14 protein-coding genes are annotated in these 16,659 nt (G+C 46.0%); 3 read left to right on the forward strand and 11 right to left on the reverse strand.

Annotated features, from left to right (window positions below):
• Window positions 1-41 precede the first annotated feature (41 nt).
• The 3 genes from HGH91_RS15555 to HGH91_RS15565 all read right to left on the reverse strand — a co-directional run bounded on the left by HGH91_RS15555 (window position 42) and on the right by HGH91_RS15565 (window position 2,273).
• Window positions 42-806 (reverse strand): LiaF transmembrane domain-containing protein, encoded by a 765-nt coding sequence (locus HGH91_RS15555; RefSeq protein WP_168739621.1) that lies wholly within the window; start codon window positions 804-806, stop codon window positions 42-44.
• Between the two features lie 151 nt (window positions 807-957).
• A complete protein-coding gene (locus tag HGH91_RS15560; RefSeq protein WP_168739623.1) occupies window positions 958-1,626 on the reverse strand; it encodes an FAD-binding oxidoreductase in 669 nt (222 codons plus the stop codon).
• 41 nt (window positions 1,627-1,667) lie between these two features.
• Window positions 1,668-2,273, reverse strand: coding sequence for an SGNH/GDSL hydrolase family protein (locus HGH91_RS15565; RefSeq protein WP_247651755.1), 606 nt, complete (start codon window positions 2,271-2,273; stop codon window positions 1,668-1,670).
• A 191-nt stretch (window positions 2,274-2,464) separates the two neighbouring features.
• Between HGH91_RS15565 and icd the strand changes: the two genes are divergently transcribed.
• Together icd and HGH91_RS15575 are read left to right on the forward strand one after the other, a co-directional pair.
• Window positions 2,465-3,736, forward strand: a complete 1,272-nt coding sequence (gene icd, locus HGH91_RS15570) for an NADP-dependent isocitrate dehydrogenase (protein WP_145671557.1) — start codon at window positions 2,465-2,467, stop codon at window positions 3,734-3,736.
• 239 nt (window positions 3,737-3,975) lie between these two features.
• Window positions 3,976-5,205, forward strand: a complete 1,230-nt coding sequence (locus HGH91_RS15575; protein WP_168739626.1) for an NADP-dependent isocitrate dehydrogenase — start codon at window positions 3,976-3,978, stop codon at window positions 5,203-5,205.
• A 79-nt stretch (window positions 5,206-5,284) separates the two neighbouring features.
• Here HGH91_RS15575 and HGH91_RS15580 read toward each other — a convergent pair whose 3' ends face one another.
• The 7 genes from HGH91_RS15580 to HGH91_RS15610 form a co-directional block, all read right to left on the reverse strand.
• A complete protein-coding gene (locus tag HGH91_RS15580; RefSeq protein WP_168739628.1) occupies window positions 5,285-6,889 on the reverse strand; it encodes a murein L,D-transpeptidase in 1,605 nt (534 codons plus the stop codon).
• 385 nt (window positions 6,890-7,274) lie between these two features.
• Window positions 7,275-7,847 carry a helix-turn-helix domain-containing protein gene (locus HGH91_RS15585; protein WP_247651757.1) on the reverse strand — a complete coding sequence of 191 codons (573 nt, stop codon included), beginning with the start codon at window positions 7,845-7,847 and terminating at the stop codon, window positions 7,275-7,277.
• Window positions 7,848-7,850: 3 nt separating this feature from the next.
• The gene (locus HGH91_RS15590; protein WP_168739629.1) at window positions 7,851-8,714 is read right to left on the reverse strand and encodes a hypothetical protein; all 864 of its coding nucleotides are present in this window, start codon (window positions 8,712-8,714) and stop codon (window positions 7,851-7,853) included.
• A gap of 13 nt (window positions 8,715-8,727) precedes the next feature.
• Window positions 8,728-9,276, reverse strand: coding sequence for a heavy-metal-associated domain-containing protein (locus tag HGH91_RS15595; protein ID WP_168739631.1), 549 nt, complete (start codon window positions 9,274-9,276; stop codon window positions 8,728-8,730).
• A gap of 82 nt (window positions 9,277-9,358) precedes the next feature.
• On the reverse strand, window positions 9,359-9,751 hold the full coding sequence (locus HGH91_RS15600) for an HYC_CC_PP family protein (RefSeq protein ID WP_168739633.1): 393 nt from the start codon (window positions 9,749-9,751) through the stop codon (window positions 9,359-9,361).
• A 144-nt stretch (window positions 9,752-9,895) separates the two neighbouring features.
• The gene (locus HGH91_RS15605) at window positions 9,896-11,827 is read right to left on the reverse strand and encodes a putative porin (protein WP_168739635.1); all 1,932 of its coding nucleotides are present in this window, start codon (window positions 11,825-11,827) and stop codon (window positions 9,896-9,898) included.
• 73 nt (window positions 11,828-11,900) lie between these two features.
• A complete protein-coding gene (locus tag HGH91_RS15610) occupies window positions 11,901-12,722 on the reverse strand; it encodes a purine-nucleoside phosphorylase (RefSeq protein WP_168739637.1) in 822 nt (273 codons plus the stop codon).
• Between the two features lie 127 nt (window positions 12,723-12,849).
• Here HGH91_RS15610 and sucC point away from each other — a divergent pair, with 127 nt between their 5' ends.
• Window positions 12,850-14,061: an ADP-forming succinate--CoA ligase subunit beta gene (sucC, locus tag HGH91_RS15615; RefSeq protein ID WP_168739639.1), complete on the forward strand. Its 1,212-nt coding sequence runs from the start codon at window positions 12,850-12,852 to the stop codon at window positions 14,059-14,061.
• Between the two features lie 83 nt (window positions 14,062-14,144).
• On the opposite strand, the gene HGH91_RS15620 is transcribed toward sucC, so the two are convergent.
• Window positions 14,145-16,526, reverse strand: coding sequence for a transglycosylase domain-containing protein (locus HGH91_RS15620; protein WP_168739641.1), 2,382 nt, complete (start codon window positions 16,524-16,526; stop codon window positions 14,145-14,147).
• Window positions 16,527-16,659: the final 133 nt, after the last annotated feature.

Genomic DNA, 16,659 nt, shown 5'->3' on the forward strand with positions numbered 1-16,659 from the left:
GAGATAGAGTCGATTGATAGGGAGCCAGGGCCTGGTAATGATCAGGAGTAGCTCTTGATTTCAAGTCCGCCGAAAATGCAGGAGCCTTTCAGGATCAGCATTTTTTCAGGACCGTTATCGGTTAACAATTCAGGATAGCGTTTATCGTCTACACCGCCCATGATGCTGGTTACATCTACTTTCAGTTTCCAGTTGGAAGGCACAATGATTTCACAGCCACCAAATATGGCGGTAACATCCAGTACAGCGGTGCCTTGTATATCGGCTTTCATAAAGTTAAGTACGGTGCCGCCGAAGATGGAAGTTACGTCTCCTCCTTTGAAGTTTTTAGACATCACCACTTTATCAACACTGCCGAAAATAGCGGTGGCATTCAAAACATCGTCACTATCGGCGCCGCTGGCGGATACTTCGCCCAGGTTGCTGGCAAAATCGGAAGCGAAATTTGCTTTTTTATCTTTCCATTGTTTAGTGGAATAACTCCGTTTTGCAATGACCGATACACCTACTGCTATCAGCACCACCGGCCAGATAAACTCTGCGCTGCTATAGGGCCAGTCAAAAATATCTCCTGCAAGGAAAATACCGCCTACCAATACCATGATGAACCATCCTATCCCTCTGAAATTATGACTAACGCCGATAGCAATACCAACAACCATCAGGATAGTTTGCCAGGAAAACAACCAATACGGCAAGTTCAGGTTTAAGCGTTGCAACAGCAGGCATACACCCACAATGATCAAAATAACGCCACCCATGCCGCGGCTTTTCCTTCTTGATGCTTCGATATCTTCGTTTTTCATTTGTTTAAATGTTTATGATACAAATGTAGAACGGCCCTCCCGCTTTTAAAACAGCGTTTAGGCTAATAAAGCACCGCTACCGGTAAACGGCAGGAAATTACCGGTGAAAATGCCCGGCCTGACTTCCCCTGTTGGGGAGATACCGGTGAAACTAGATCTCCACTGTTACCAGGGCCTCACTGCCGGCTAATTTTACCAGGATGGCCTTTAATTGCTGTACCATGGGATCGGGGCCACAGATGTAGAAATGCTGATTGAAATCACTGACTTTTTCCCTCAGATAAGCTTCATCGATAGTCCGGTGGTCGTACCCCGGTACATTGTCGGCGGTAAGGGTGTTGATAAACCGGTTGCCCAGCATGTGTTCAAATTCGTCTTTCAGGATAATGTCCTCCCGGGTTTTATTGGAGAAGATGAGCTGATTATGCCCCAGCTGCCCTTTGTGCTGTAAATCGCGTAAAATGGCGATGAAAGGCGTTACACCGGCGCCTCCGGCTATAAACACGCCTTCTCCTTTATAGTGAATGGTTCCCCATACATCGTGCAGGATCAGTTCATCGCCGGCTTTGAGCTGGCCCAGCTCGTGGGTAACGCTGTTGTGATCATCATATATTTTAATGGTAAACTCCAGGTTTTCCCAGGAAGTGAGGCTGGTAAATGTGAAAGGACGTCTTTCTTCCTCCCATCCGGGCTTATTCACGGATACTTCCGTAGCCTGGCCAGGTATATAGTTATATCCATGGGGCTTTTCCACAGTAAACCTGCGGACATTATGTGTTACGGGGGTAACATCGAGGATTTTTACGATATGGCTTTCCATTGGTTTAGGTTTACTATGATGAATGTAGCGTACGTCGGTATTTACCGTAAAGCCTGTTCCAGCCGTGGTTCCAGGGCGAGGGCCCAGCGGTGGTAATCTTTTCCTGATGGGTGCAGACCATCGGGGGCTACCAGGGAAAGGTCTTTCGATGCCTCCCGGGTAAATGGGGTAATATCTACGTATTGTACCTGCTGCTCCACGGCAATGGCTTTGTTCACGGCATTGTAAGCGTCTATTTCCCGGGCTATCTGCTCCCGGTCACGATCGGCCGCAAAGGGTGTAACACCCCAATCAGGAATAGACAGCACTACCACGTGAGCCGGGCGATGGCCTGCAAAGGCGATAGCCTGTTGTAGCAGGGTGGTAAATTCCTGTCGGTACTCTTCTACAGAACGGCCACGGTATTGATTATTCACCCCTATGAGCAATGTTACTATATCATAAGTATGCGTAATATGTGCTGCCGCAATACCGGCCGACAGTTCATCGGTAGTCCACCCGGTAGTAGCAATAATTACAGGTTTGTCCACCTGGTATCCTTTTTCACGGAGCAGGACGGCGGCTTGTACAGGAAAACATTCCGGGTAGGCAACTTGTTCACCAATAGTATAACTATCGCCCAGGGCGAGATATGTGATGGGAGTCATGCTGGTGTCTGCGATTTTGTTGTTGCAAAAAAATGTGCAGCAAAATAACATTAATACTAACATAAGCAAAAAGTTATATACCGGTGGAAAATTTGCCTGATGACGATAGAAACTTGACCGGGCTTTAAGTGGAAAAGCGTTACCTTTGCACGCGATTACAACAATTACGTAACGCATAAAGAAACCGTTTTATGCCGGCAGAAAAAATATCGATGAACAATGGCCTGTTACAGGTCCCTGCAAACCCCATCATCCCATTTATAGAAGGAGACGGAATAGGTCCCGACATCTGGAAAGCCAGTGTTCGTGTATTCGACGCAGCTGTGGAAAAAGCCTATGGTGGTGATCGGAAAATTGAATGGAAAGAAGTACTGGCAGGTGAAAAAGCCTTCCAGCAAACAGGAGAATGGCTGCCAAAGGCAACATTAGACGCGCTGAAAGAATACCTCGTGTCTATCAAAGGTCCGCTTTCTACTCCGGTAGGCGGTGGGATCCGTTCCCTGAACGTGGCCATGCGCCAGGAACTGGATCTGTACGCCTGTGTAAGGCCTGTACGTTGGTTCAACAAAGTACCTTCTCCGGTTAAACACCCGGAGAAAGTGGACATGGTGATCTTCCGTGAAAACACAGAAGACATCTATGCCGGCATAGAATACATGACAGGCACGCCTGAAGCTAAAAAACTGCTCGATTTCCTGCAAAATGAAATGGGCGTTAAAAAGATCAGGTTCCCGGAAACGTCTTCCCTCGGTATCAAACCGGTATCTATTGAAGGTACAGACAGACTGGTAAGGGCTGCTATTATCTATGCACTGGAACACAAACGTCCTTCTGTTACCCTCGTTCACAAGGGTAACATCATGAAATTCACCGAAGGCGGTTTCAAAAACTGGGGCTATGCACTGGCAGAAAGAGAATTCGGCGATAAGGTGTATACCTGGGAACATTGGGAAAAAACCAAGAAAGACCTCGGTGAAGAAGAAGCCAACAAAGAGCTGAAAGTAGCCATGGCAAAAGGTAAACTGTTGATTAAAGACGTTATTGCAGATAACTTCCTCCAACAGATCCTGCTGGCACCGCAAGACTACTCTGTGGTAGCTACCCTGAACCTGAACGGCGACTATATCTCCGATGCGCTGGCTGCAGCGGTAGGTGGTATCGGTATCGCTCCGGGCGCCAATATCAACTACAACACCGGCTACGCCGTATTTGAAGCCACACATGGTACTGCACCCCGCTTTGCCAACACCAACACCATGAACCCATCCTCCGTAATCCTGAGCGGTGTAATGATGCTGGAATACATGGGCTGGAAAGAAGCGGCAGAAACCATTGTACACGGCCTCAGCACCGCTATCATGCGCAAACGCGTAACCATCGACTTCTACAACCTGATGGACGATGCTACCCTGGTTAAAACCAGCGAGTTTGCCGATGAAGTCATCAAACAAATGCACCTGTAATAAGCATAACGCTTACAGCATATAGCAAAAAGCTACTGTAGCGAATAAACAAGGCGAAATATGATATAAAATTCGCTTTGTTTATTCGCTACAGTAGCTTTTTGCTGTAGGCTTCTTTCTTTATGCTTTCTTAATTTTGTTTTTTTCTCAGCTATTTGTATTTTTCGTGATTATCCCGCAAGGGATCGCTTAAATATTTGTTGAGAATTGCTTTTAATCTAATTTTTAAAAAACCCGAAATGGCAGAAAAAATTAAAGTTGCTAATCCGGTGGTAGAACTGGACGGTGATGAGATGACACGCATCATCTGGAAATTCATCAAGGACAAACTGATACTTCCATACCTGGACGTTGAAATTAAATATTATGACCTGGGCATGGAGCATCGCGATGCTACCAACGACCAGGTAACCATTGATGCTGCCAACGCTATCAGAGAAGTAGGCGTAGGTATCAAATGCGCTACTATTACTCCGGATGAAGCCCGCGTAAAGGAATTCAGCCTGAAACAAATGTGGAAATCACCTAACGGAACTATCCGCAACATCCTGGATGGTACCGTATTCCGTGAGCCTATCGTTATGAAAAATGTACCACGCCTGGTGCCTAACTGGACAGCGCCGATCTGTATTGGTCGTCATGCTTTCGGTGACCAGTACCGTGCTACCGATTTCGTGACCAAAGGAAAAGGTAAACTCACGATCAAATTTGAAGGTGAAAATGGTGAAGTAATCGAACATGAAGTATATAACTTCAAAGGTGATGGCGTAGCACTGGCTATGTACAATACCGACGAATCTATCAAAGGCTTTGCACGTGCATGTTTCAACCAGGCACTGATGAAAAAATGGCCTTTGTACCTGAGTACTAAAAATACCATTCTGAAAAAATATGATGGCCGCTTCAAAGATATCTTCGAAGACATCTATCAACAGGAATTCAAAGCTCAATTCGATGCTGCCGGCTTAACTTATGAGCACCGCCTCATCGATGACATGGTGGCCAGCGCGCTGAAATGGCATGGCAACTTTGTATGGGCTTGTAAAAACTATGATGGCGACGTACAGTCTGACACCGTAGCGCAAGGTTTTGGTTCCCTCGGCCTGATGACGTCTACCCTCATCACTCCTGATGGTAAAACCATGGAAGCAGAAGCAGCACATGGTACTGTAACCCGCCACTACCGCGATCACCAGGCTGGTAAACCAACTTCTACCAACCCAATCGCTTCCATCTTCGCATGGACACGCGGCCTGGAATTCCGCGGTAAACTGGACAACAACCAATCACTGATCAACTTCTGTCATGCACTGGAACAGGTTTGTATCGAAACTGTAGAAAGTGGTAAAATGACAAAAGACCTGGCTGTTTGTATCCATGGCAACAAAGTAGAACATGGTAAACACTACCTGTATACAGAAGAATTCCTGGATGCGCTGGACACTGCACTGAAAGCAAAACTGGCATAAGCGATACTTCACATTTCCAATAAAAAAAGCAGCGAAAATTTCGCTGCTTTTTTATTTAGACTTCATCGCTGAAGCCTTATTATAACTTCATTTTCTTTCTCATTACTTTATCCTCTCCATAGATATCATCATAGAAGACCAGCTCCCCGTTCTGCCCTTCTGCGGTGAAATAGCGCAGGTAAATAGGAATATGCTTAGGCAGATCTACCTGCTTCTTTTCTTCCCTGGCCAACCATACCCGTACACTATCGCCACTATGCCTTATACTATCAGCCCGTACCAGGAACTGCGCCAGGCTATCCCATTGCTGTACCCTTACGCAACCATGGCTCATGGCACGCATAGCATTCTTGAATAACCCGCGGTTGTTGGTATCATGCAGGTATACGCTGTACTTATTGCGGAAGTTAAACTTCATAATGCCCAGGGAGTTGTCAATACCATCCATTTGCCGCAATACATAAGGGAAATGCCCTTTGCTCAGCTTCGACCAATCGATAGAAGCCGGATCTACGGCATTGCCATCTTTATCTATTACTTCCAGGTTTTTAGACGCCAGGTAGTTGATATTTTTCTTGATCGCCGGTAACATCTCCTTAAACACAATGCTGTAAGGCACGCGCCAGTAGGGATACATCATGAAATTGGTCATGTAGGAGTTCAGCAACGGCGTACGGGTACGCGGCGCGCCCACAATTACACGCGATTCCAGCTTCACTTCCCCGCTATCTACCACCCGCAGCAAATAGCCAGGTACATTTACCATAATGTATTGTGTGGGCAGCGTATCCGGCAACTTCCGCCACCGGTCCATGTTTACAGCTGCCTGCATCACCCAGTCGTGCATAGAACGGTTCATCGCAACAACCGTGCGCCTGCCGGCTACGCCATCGGGATAGATGTTAAACGCTTTCTGGAATGCTTTCACACCGGCTTTCAGCAACGAGGTATCTGCGCCCCGGCCGGTAGTATCCAGGTGGCCGCTTTGTACCAGGCGGTTAATCACCAGCTGCTTGAATGCCAGCGTATCGGTATAATTTAGCGGCAAGGTGTCCCAGTGGTAATGCTCATACTTCGACTTGAATGCCTGTATTCCTTCTTTCAATGCCAGGTAACCGGCATGCGTAGGCTCCAGCGTATGAAGGGAGCCGGTAATACTGTTGTCGCTCAATGCCTGTTTTAACCTGGAGACCAGCTGTGCATCCGTAAAGGTGGAGTCTTTTCGAAGGGTAATACTATCCCTCGGCGCTACGCCAAACTTCAGGTCTGACGCCATCCGCATAAAAGCGTCTGTCATCAATACGTCTACCTTTGCCCACAGCGCAGCATCCTTTTGGGCAGCTGCATCATTGTGCAATTGCGTCCAGGCAGCCGTGAGCGCAGGCTCATGGTACTGGGCCGGTAAAAGTCCCGCATCCTCTGCCTGTTGAATCATCATCAACATAGAATCGGCAGCAGGGCTGGCCACACCATTCTTCGACCATTGGCCGGAAGGCTTGTCTTGTCCGTAAAATTCCTGAATAGCAGCGGGGTGGAAAGCTTGTAAACTGTCTTCCAGCTCTCCATCATTGTCTTTCAGGGCCGACAACCGTTCTGTGATATTATCGCTGATCACTTCGTCGAGTTGTCTGATGTTTGCTACAATTTGTTTTTGTTTTGGGGCAGTATGCTTTTTTTTATTCACACAAGAGGCTAACAACAAGCACACTCCAGATCCGCACAACAAACTAATAATTAAAATTTTGTTCTTCATCTGCAGTAAATCGCTATGGTAAAGGTAAGGGGTTTTACAAATACTGTGCTGAAAATTTTTGTAACTGCCGTGCTTTTCCCGGGATGGGCCTGATTAAAAAAGAACGGGAAACAAATGTAAAATATTCACATTCGTTTCCCGTTCGCTACTGGTTACACTGCTACTCCGGTTATTTACAGCAATCCTTCTTCATAAACAAGGATTGTAAAATCCGAAGTAAACCGGTTAATATTTTTTTCATGTCAGATTTTTTTAAAAAGAGGCTGCGATGTGCAGCAGCCTCTTTTACACTAAAACTAAAACAACTAACTTCTCGCTATATCTTGTCTAACGGTATACGCCCCGGCGCTTTTAACTGCTTAAACTGGCTGGGCGTGAGACCTGTAACTTTCTTGAATTGAGCCGAAAGATGCGCTACGCTGCTATATCCGAGCTTATAACTGATTTCGCTTAAACTTAACTCATTATATACCAGCAGTTCTTTAACCCGTTCTATCTTCTGTTGAATAATATATTGTTCAATCGTAGTGCCCTCTGTTTCAGAAAAGAGATTGCTGAGATAATGATAATCCTTTTGCAACTTCCCTGCCAGTAAAGTAGAAAAATTTTCTCTCATTTCATCCAATTCAGAATGATGCACTGCCTGCACAATAATGCTCTTTATACCGGCTATCAATTGCTGCTTCCTGTCGTCGATCAGTACAAATCCTTCCTGTTGTAATAACCCCGATAATTTTTCCTGTTGCGGCTCTGTTACTATTCCCTTCACCGTTACCTTTCCCAGCTGAATATCAAGGATATCCAACTGCTGTTCCGTGAGTATATTCGTGACCACCTTGATACAACGTGGGCAAACCATATTTTTTATATACAGATCTGTTGTAGGCATCGACTACTTTTTGATATTAAAGATGTTGTGTTCCACCCTGATTAAAAAAGAGTTGAACGTATTTCTTGGCATATCGCCGGCCACCTGCGCCCGGTACGACAAATCCAGCCGGGTGGTGCTATTGAAAATAAACTGTACAGCAGGGGCAATATCCAGGTAGGAGCCACGGCCTGCTCCATCGGTATTCGTTTTTCCCAACAGCTCCAGGTACAGGTTTAAGTTGGTTTGCTGGAAGCTTTTATACTTCACCGGCAATACCAGGTAACCTGCCGAAAGACTGTAGTTGATGGCATTCCGAGAGAAGTCGTCCGGGATATTATCTTTCACGTTATTCATATAACGGGAATATCCCAACGTGGTAGACAATGCCAGCTTATGCAGTAACTGGGTAGCAATAATCCCACCGTTTACCCCTGAGGTAGCGCCTTCCAGGTCGAGCTCCTTGTTATTATAGGGCCGCATGGGATGAGTGCCGGCAGCCATCACCGGGTAGTAAGGGTTGTCGATCACAGCTCCCCGTACATAAGCCGCCATGCGGAAATGCGCATGCTGCTGATCCAGCGACAGGAAGCGATACTTTGCATAAACGCTTCCTCCTTCCGCCCGAACCGACGACTGCATCATATTAGACGCATATCCCTGCAGGTGTAACATCAACTTCTTGTTGACGCCCCACATGATTTCAGGCTCAAAACGCATCCCGTTTTCCCCGGAATGCTCCATATTAAAAAACTTATTGGTCAGCCGTATGCCAAGAGAGTGGGCGGGCATATTGCTCGCCGGCTCCGTATTTACGTATAATTCCTGGGCAGATAGGATGCCGTTGCCAGCCATGATTGCCACTGCTATCATCAAAAATTTCTTCATATGCCGGCAAGTATTAAATGGTAACGTGATATACCCGCTTGGAAGCAACCGTTGCATCTGTTTTGCAGCAATCGCCTGTCATCATTCCCGTCTTATAGCAGGGCATACTTGTTTCGGTACTGAATTTTTTGAACTGTTTGGCAGACACAAAGTCCTTATCGATCACCGTAATATCTTTATCGCCTGTTAATACCTGGTTTTTCACATCCATGAAATGCAGGGTATTACCAGCAAAAGCCACATGGGCATCGTTTTTAATGCTTACTCCTTCAAAATTTGCGGTCATCACCAGCTTACCAACAGAAAAACCGGCGTCTTCCACTTTTGCTTTGATAGCATCGATATTCACCGGTACATTGGATTTGAAAGTGAGTACGAAAGTGGTATTATCCAGGTCGGTATCTATCTTATCTACAAAAGGCAGTGATTCCAGGGCTTCATAGGTTGCTTTTGAACACATGGCGCAGGTAAGACCCGTAGCATGTACGCTGGCTTTTTTAAATTGGGCATTGGCGCCAAAAGTCAGGCCCAGTGCGAGCAATATAATGGATATTGTTTTCATGATAAATGATCTGATTAAATAAATAAAATGAATAGAAACGTCATAACTGTACAGCTCCGTAGTAAACGGAATACAGTATGCATCAGATCAGGAAAGTGCAGTTGCGGAGGAAAATAGGGGTGGTAATGAGATCCGGCGGGTCATGCCGATCACCGCTGATCCAGGTGGCGGCAACAGCTAATGCAGGAACAGGCAGTATTCTTACTGGTAACTGCATATCTGTAGTAGTAACATTCAATGTTTGTTGCACCGCTTTGGCTGCCTGGTGCGATGCTGTTACCTTACAAAACTTGAATTCATTCTTGCAACAATCCATGCCTTTCGATGGCTTATGACATTGCTGGCAAAAATCTGCCGGCGTATCCAGCCACTCCACCGATGCCAGTTTCCCCATACAATAGTGCACGTTTACCGCAAATCCGCTGGTAAGCGTCACATACAGGATGGCAAATAATATGGTAAAAAAGCGTTTCATGTTGAACAACAAAGATAGTCGAAAAAGGCGAAAGCGTAAAGCATAATGCAAAAAGCTATTATGTAACATGATCATTGCGATGTTAAATATTTGCAAAAACCAGGTTACATAATAGCTTTTTACTTTATGCTTTATGTCTTTATACTAATTAATAAACCACCATCTTAAACCAACCCTGAAGGCGAAATTGTTGTAAGGGTATAGTGGTGCTGCAAAATTGTTGTTACCGATAAAAGTATTCAGGTTCTCCGCCCGGATATAGGCTGAAAATGATTTGATCCGGAAGTTGGCGAAAGCGGCAATATCCGGCAGATCGTTACTGATTTTTACCTTGTTCTGGTAAATAAACTGTCCGCTCAGCGGGGAATAATCATCCGCATAATAGCCGGTGTTATAACGCAGCTCAATACCCGTTACCAGGTTCAGGTTAGTATATAGCCTCTTTTCAAAGGCAAAGCGATGACGGGTCCAGATAGCAGGGACGTTTAACGGGCCATTGCCATGTAGTTGCTGGAAGGCAACATCCGCATACCAGGCAAAAGGCTTAATAGCGAATTTCTTACTGAACGTTATCTGCAGCAGGTTGAACAGCGAATTATACTGGGCGCTGTGCGTATAGTCCTTAAAATAAGTGTAGTTGGTAAACAGGAAATAGTTCACCGCCAGTGTATAGTTCAGCTTACGGTTGTCGGTGGCAAACTGCAGCTGGGTAATATTTTCCTTGGATAAGGAGGTGTTATACCAGGCATCCTTATTACTGTTGAAATACTTGTATACGTAGGATGGTTCCTTATTTACGTTGTTGACCGACAGGCGTACATCTCCCAAAAGATCATTGATATGGCGTCTGAGCATCCCGGAAACAGCATAATCGCCAATATTCTGGCCCATCAGGTAAAACTCGCCTTTGGCAGAAAAGTCCCATTGCTGGTTACGGGTTTTATTACGGTACTCTCCATGCAAAGCCAGGTTGCCGAAGTTGATATCAGCGTCCAGGAAGGTACCGGAAATAGATTCAAACCTGGCTCCTACATTAATAAAATGCGCCAGGTTGCCACGCATCGGGAACTGTATGAGCGACAAATCGTTAGAAATCATTTTCCACGTGTGTTTTGCTGTCACAGTGTCCTGGTTGCTCTGAGGATAAAAATTATAATGGGAGAAGTAAAAGGTAGAATCCGGAGAACTGTCTATAAACTGGTAACTATCGTTCTGATAGTTAAAAGTATACTGGACGCGGAATACCGGGTCGTACTTATATATATCCAGCGTATCGTTCACATGAATACTATCGCCCCTTCCCCAGTCGTATTGCTGCTGGATCAGGAAGCCTGTTTCCCGGTAACTGGATTTCACCGGCAAGCTACCGCCGCCAAAGAACGCATAGGCCTGTGACGTATTGTTGCCAAGGTTTACCGGGATGGTTTTCCGTTGCCCATACCCTCCTGCATTCAGAAACGTATCGCTCCTGATACCGCCATTTTCGCCCCCGTTAATTTTGTTGTAGTAGAAGCTCATGTAGGTATTAGCGCGCTTATTCTTGCTCTGATAACGGGCAGTAAACCGGTAAATATCGTGATTGGTATTCTGTGTACGGTAATATCCCGGTGCATTGATTTTGCGGTAGTCGAAGGCAAAATTAAAGCGTTCGGTGCGGTCCTGCGTATGCGACAGTCCTATTACCTGTTCCTGCTTACTGCCTACCAGGTATTGCAATTCCGTGTAGGGCTTGGTGGTATGATAAAAGCGGGCATCTGCATGGGAATTGGAATATATATCATAGGAATGAAAGCCCGCATCAAATCCGGGTTTCATCAGCGGGGTGTATATCATGTTATACGCGGCGCTACCGGTATTTCCCAGGGTGGTATAGGAAGATGGTATCCGCAGGTATTTTGTCTGGAAATCGTTCACAGAGGAGTCTATCCTATAATCGGTAGGCTCACCGAGTACACGGTAGGTCACTGTGATGGTATCCGGTTCGTGTGTATGCTTTGCCGTGTCCCGCTGCATTTTACTGTTGCCGCCTCCACCACCGCCCATATTACCGAAGCGGCCAGTGTTGTACTGCGCCATCAATTGATTCCCGCAAAAAAACAGCAGGGCTATGAAAATGAAAAGTTGCCTCATCCGAAAGTAACAAAAGCTTTTATAGTTGCCGGATTAATTCACTAAAGATAAGCGTAAGCTTTGGTTCTGCCTCTTTGGCAGCAGCCAGTACTTCTTCGTGGGTGATCACGTTTTCCTCTTCCCGGATACCAATATCGGTGATCACGCTCATGGCAAATACTTTCAAACCAGCATGCGCTGCTACAATCACTTCGGGTACCGTACTCATTCCTACGGCATCGCCGCCGATAATGTGCATGTATTTATACTCTGCCCTGGTTTCGAAGGTAGGTCCCTGTACCCCTACATACACGCCACTATGTAAAAATATATTGTTACCGGCTGCAATTTTATTGGCCGCCGTAATCAGCGCTCTGCTATAGGGTTCGCTCATATCCGGAAAACGGGGTCCCAGCGTATCCTCATTCTTGCCCCTGAGCGGATGTTCCGGCTGCAGGTTAATATGATCCCGGATGATCATCAGATCGCCCACTTTAAAAGCAGGGTTCATACCTCCGGCGGCATTGGATATAAATAAAGTATGGATTCCCAGGGCTTTCATAACTCTCACAGGGAAAGTGACTTCCTTCATGGAAAATCCTTCATAAAAGTGAAAACGCCCTGCCATAGCTACTACAGGCTTTCCCTGCATGTATCCCAGGATCAATTTACCCGAATGTCCCTCTACGGTCGATTCAGGAAAATGGGGTATATCGCTGTATTTGATTTCTATGCTGCGCTCTATTTCCTGGATCAGATTTCCCAACCCGCTGCCCAGTATAATGCCTGCTACTGGCTCTTCTTGCCAGAATTTACTGATATATTCCTTCGCCGCGGTGATCTTTGCTGTTAGTTCACTCATCTGTTTATACATTAGTTAAAAGTCGGATTTAAAAATCAACCCGCGCAAAGTTATTTTTTAATTCACAAATGACTGCAGTTTTATATTTAAATCATAATGACCTATTTTAGCGGCAAATTTTATTCCGATGAACTTACACGAGTACCAGGCTAAAGAACTGTTGAAAAAATATAATGTACCGGTACAGGAAGGTATCCCGGTAGATACCCCTGAAGCGGCTGCGGAAGCATATAAGCAGCTGAAAGTGCAATTTGGTAATGAATTTGCCGTTGTTAAGGCTCAAATACATGCTGGTGGACGCGGAAAGGGTAAGATCCGTGGTACAGAACAAAGAGGTGTGGCAGTAGGAAAAAATGCTGAAGATATCAAAACCATAGCTGGTAATATACTGGGCGGTACACTGGTAACCATCCAGACCGGCGAAGCAGGTAAACTGGTAAATAAGGTACTGGTAGCACAGGACGTTTACTATCCGGGCGCCAACCCTGTAAAGGAATTCTACCTGTCTATCCTGCTGGATCGCGCTAAAAGCCAAAATGTTATCATGTATTCTACCGAAGGTGGTATGGATATCGAAGAGGTAGCACACAGCACGCCTGAAAAAATATTTAAAGAGTGGGTAAAACCAAATATGACCCTGCAGCCCTTCCAGGCACGCAACATCGCGTTCAACTTCGGGTTGACCGGCGAAGCGTTCAAAAACATGGTGAAATTTGTAACCAACCTCTATAACGCATACGTAGGACTGGATTGCAGCATGCTGGAAATCAACCCGCTGTTCAAAACCAGTGATGATAAGATCATTGCCGTAGATGCTAAAGTAAACCTGGACGACAACTCCCTGATGCGTCATCCTGACCTGGAAGCACTCCGCGATATTTCTGAAGAAGATCCTACCGAGGTAGAAGCCAGCAAGTTTAACCTGAACTTCGTAAAACTGGATGGTAACGTAGGTTGTATGGTAAACGGCGCCGGTTTGGCCATGGCTACCATGGATATGATTAAACTGAGCGGTGGTGAGCCGGCTAACTTCCTGGACGTAGGTGGTACTGCCAACGCACAAACTGTAGAAGCAGGTTTCCGTATCATCCTGAAAGATCCTAAGGTAAAAGCTATCCTGATCAATATCTTCGGTGGTATCGTTCGTTGCGACAGGGTAGCGCAGGGTGTAATTGATGCTTACAAATCCATCGGTAACATCACTGTACCTATCATTGTACGTTTGCAGGGTACTAACGCTGCTGAAGCAAAAGCACTGATCGAAGAAAGCGGACTGAAAGTACAATCAGCAATCCTCCTCAGCGAAGCAGCTGCCCTGGTAAACAAAGCAGTAGCTTAATATCAGGCATACAAAAATCCTTTAAAATAAGAGAGGGCTGACTACCGGTGTAGTCAGCCCTCTTTCTTGATATATCTTTTCGTTTAGTCGTTCTTTTTAGGAGCTGGTGCAGGCATGGTTGCCTTAGGCTTATCCTTTTGTTCTTCTTTAGCTTTGGCCGGTGCAGTGGTTTCTGCCTTTTCAGGTTTGTCAGCGCCCGGCGTAGCATAGTCATTGGTATCACCGGAGCCATAATCATCTGCTGAGCCATTACCTACATTTTCTGATTCCGCACCTGGTTTTACGTTGGAATCATAATTCATATAGATATCATCTTCACTCATGTTTCTCGGTACCGGGAAATGATCGCTGGCACTAACTTTCAATGTTGGATCTGCATATACTTTTTGCATGAAATAAGCCCAGATCGGGAGACCGGTATTGGCACCCTGCCCGATGGCGGTGGTGCTGAAATGGATAAAGTTATTTTCGCAACCTACCCAGGCGCCAGCCAGCAATTTGGGGGTATATCCCATAAACCAGCCATCCGTGTTATCATTGGTGGTACCGGTTTTACCGGCAATCTCGCCCTGGATATTATAACGGGAACGCATACGCGCACCAGTACCGCCGGGAGCTATCACCCCTTCCATCATTTTCACCATGGTGTAGGATTCTTTTTCACTGATCACCTCACGTTTCACCGGTGCAAATGTTTCCAGGATATTACCGTTCCTGTCCTCAATACGGGTAATATAAATAGGTTTGGTATTGATACCCCTGGCCGGGAACATGGTGTACCCCTGCATCAGCTCATACAGCGATATTTCCACCGCCCCCAGCGCGATGGCCGGGTAAGCTGGAATATCACTGCTGAAGCCCACTTTATTCTTCGCGAAATCCGCAAATGACTTGGCTCCGATCTGTTTGATCAGGTAGGCTGCCACCAGGTTCAATGACTTCGCCAGTGCGCCCGCCATGGTAATGGAGCCACCAGTGCTACCTTCAGAGTTATGCGGCGTCCATCCATTGATATTGATCGGTTCATTAGGTAATACCGTATTAGGCGAAAAACCATTCATGATCGCAAAGCAATACAGGAAGGGCTTGAAAGTAGATCCCACCTGGCGGCGTGTTTTAGCCACGTGGTCGTTCTTGAAATAACGGAAATCTGGTCCGCCCACCCAGGCTTTTACCTCTCCGCTTTCAGGATCCATGGCCATAAAGCCTGCCTGCAAAACTGCACGCATATACTTGATAGAGTCCATCGGTGTCATGACCGTATCTGTTTCGTTCAAATCCGGTTCTGTAGAGCTCTTCCAGGCAAATACCTTCATACGGGTAGGCGTATTGAAAACGCGGGCAATGGTAGAATCATCCTCCTCGTCGTCTTTCATAGCCTTGTACCGGTCAGATTCTTTCATGTACTGATCCAGGTACTTAGGCCATTTCTTCCAGATGTTGCCGGTTTTGACATCGTTTTGTGCAGACAGGGATTTCTGCAGTACTGCCAGGTGTTTGGCCACCGCTTCTTCCGCGTACAGCTGCATTCTTGGGTTAATTGTCGTATATATTTTCAGGCCATCGCGATAGAGATTATATTCTGATCCGTCTGCCTTCTTATGCTGTTTACACCAGCCTTTCAGCTCATCGCGCAGTACTTCTCTGAAATAAGGCGCCAATCCTTTGTTATGGTCTATCTTATTATAGTGCAGTACAATAGGCTTACTTTTAGCAGATGCCGCTTCTGCCGGGGTAATAAATCCGGCATCCTGCATATTGTCGATCACCGTATTACGGCGATTTAGCGCATTTTGAGGATTACGCCGTGGGTTGTAGATGGTATTACCTTTCAGCATACCTACCAGGATGGCTGCTTCTTCAATGGATAAGTGCCCTGCATCTTTGCTGAAGAAGGTCCGGGCGCCATTTTCGATACCATATACGTTATCTCCGAAGGCTACGGTATTCAGGTAGAGTGTGAGGATTTCCTGTTTGGTAAAGTTACGTTCCAGTTTTACCGCCATAATCCATTCCTGTATCTTCTGGAAAGCTCTCCCAACAGGATTACCGGAACGTTGTTTGCCCAGGGCATCCGTTTGCAGGTTTAGTGCCAGCTGTTGGGTAATGGTGCTGGAACCGCGTTTTTTACCAATGAGCAGGTAAAAAGGAATGGCCAGGGTACCCTTGGGGTCAATACCGGAGTTATCGTAAAACCTGGTTTCTTCCGTTGCTATGAGCGCGTTGATCACATTTTTGGATATCTCGTTGTAATCACTGCTGGAACGATCTACCTGGTAATATTTACCGAGGATAGTTCCATCATCGGCGATCACCTCGGCAGCCAGGGCTGCCCTTGGGTTTTCCAGCTCCTCCATGGGAGGCATACTGCCTATCACGCGGAAGTTGATGAGTAAAACGAAGAGAACAAGTAATGCTAAGATACCAAAAGCCACCCGCCACAATATTTTCACCGATTTTTTCATGCGCTTATATAATTTGTTTTATGGCCAAACTGCCTCATTCTTCCGAATTTCCGGCAATTTATTACTATCCGTTGGCTATATATATAAATTTTTCAATAAAGTTCAACTGCAATAAACACGCCTGTTTAGGGCA

Source organism: Chitinophaga eiseniae (assembly GCF_012641265.1).
Classification (GTDB): Bacteria; Bacteroidota; Bacteroidia; order Chitinophagales; family Chitinophagaceae; genus Chitinophaga; species Chitinophaga eiseniae_A.

What these genes read in the sequence shown, in the direction of transcription:
- HGH91_RS15605 (WP_168739635.1), bottom strand. Translation starts at nt 11,827, where the DNA reads ATGGCGCAGTACAACACTGGCCGCTTCGGTAATATGGGCGGTGGTGGA.
- HGH91_RS15600 (WP_168739633.1), bottom strand. Translation starts at nt 9,751, where the DNA reads ATGAAACGCTTTTTTACCATATTATTTGCCATCCTGTATGTGACGCTT.
- HGH91_RS15610 (WP_168739637.1), bottom strand. Translation starts at nt 12,722, where the DNA reads ATGAGTGAACTAACAGCAAAGATCACCGCGGCGAAGGAATATATCAGT.
- HGH91_RS15595 (WP_168739631.1), bottom strand. Translation starts at nt 9,276, where the DNA reads ATGAAAACAATATCCATTATATTGCTCGCACTGGGCCTGACTTTTGGC.
- HGH91_RS15560 (WP_168739623.1), bottom strand. Translation starts at nt 1,626, where the DNA reads ATGGAAAGCCATATCGTAAAAATCCTCGATGTTACCCCCGTAACACAT.
- HGH91_RS15585 (WP_247651757.1), bottom strand. Translation starts at nt 7,847, where the DNA reads ATGCCTACAACAGATCTGTATATAAAAAATATGGTTTGCCCACGTTGT.
- HGH91_RS15575 (WP_168739626.1), top strand. Translation starts at nt 3,976, where the DNA reads ATGGCAGAAAAAATTAAAGTTGCTAATCCGGTGGTAGAACTGGACGGT.
- HGH91_RS15590 (WP_168739629.1), bottom strand. Translation starts at nt 8,714, where the DNA reads ATGAAGAAATTTTTGATGATAGCAGTGGCAATCATGGCTGGCAACGGC.
- HGH91_RS15620 (WP_168739641.1), bottom strand. Translation starts at nt 16,526, where the DNA reads ATGAAAAAATCGGTGAAAATATTGTGGCGGGTGGCTTTTGGTATCTTA.
- HGH91_RS15555 (WP_168739621.1), bottom strand. Translation starts at nt 806, where the DNA reads ATGAAAAACGAAGATATCGAAGCATCAAGAAGGAAAAGCCGCGGCATG.
- HGH91_RS15565 (WP_247651755.1), bottom strand. Translation starts at nt 2,273, where the DNA reads ATGACTCCCATCACATATCTCGCCCTGGGCGATAGTTATACTATTGGT.
- sucC (WP_168739639.1), top strand. Translation starts at nt 12,850, where the DNA reads ATGAACTTACACGAGTACCAGGCTAAAGAACTGTTGAAAAAATATAAT.
- icd (WP_145671557.1), top strand. Translation starts at nt 2,465, where the DNA reads ATGCCGGCAGAAAAAATATCGATGAACAATGGCCTGTTACAGGTCCCT.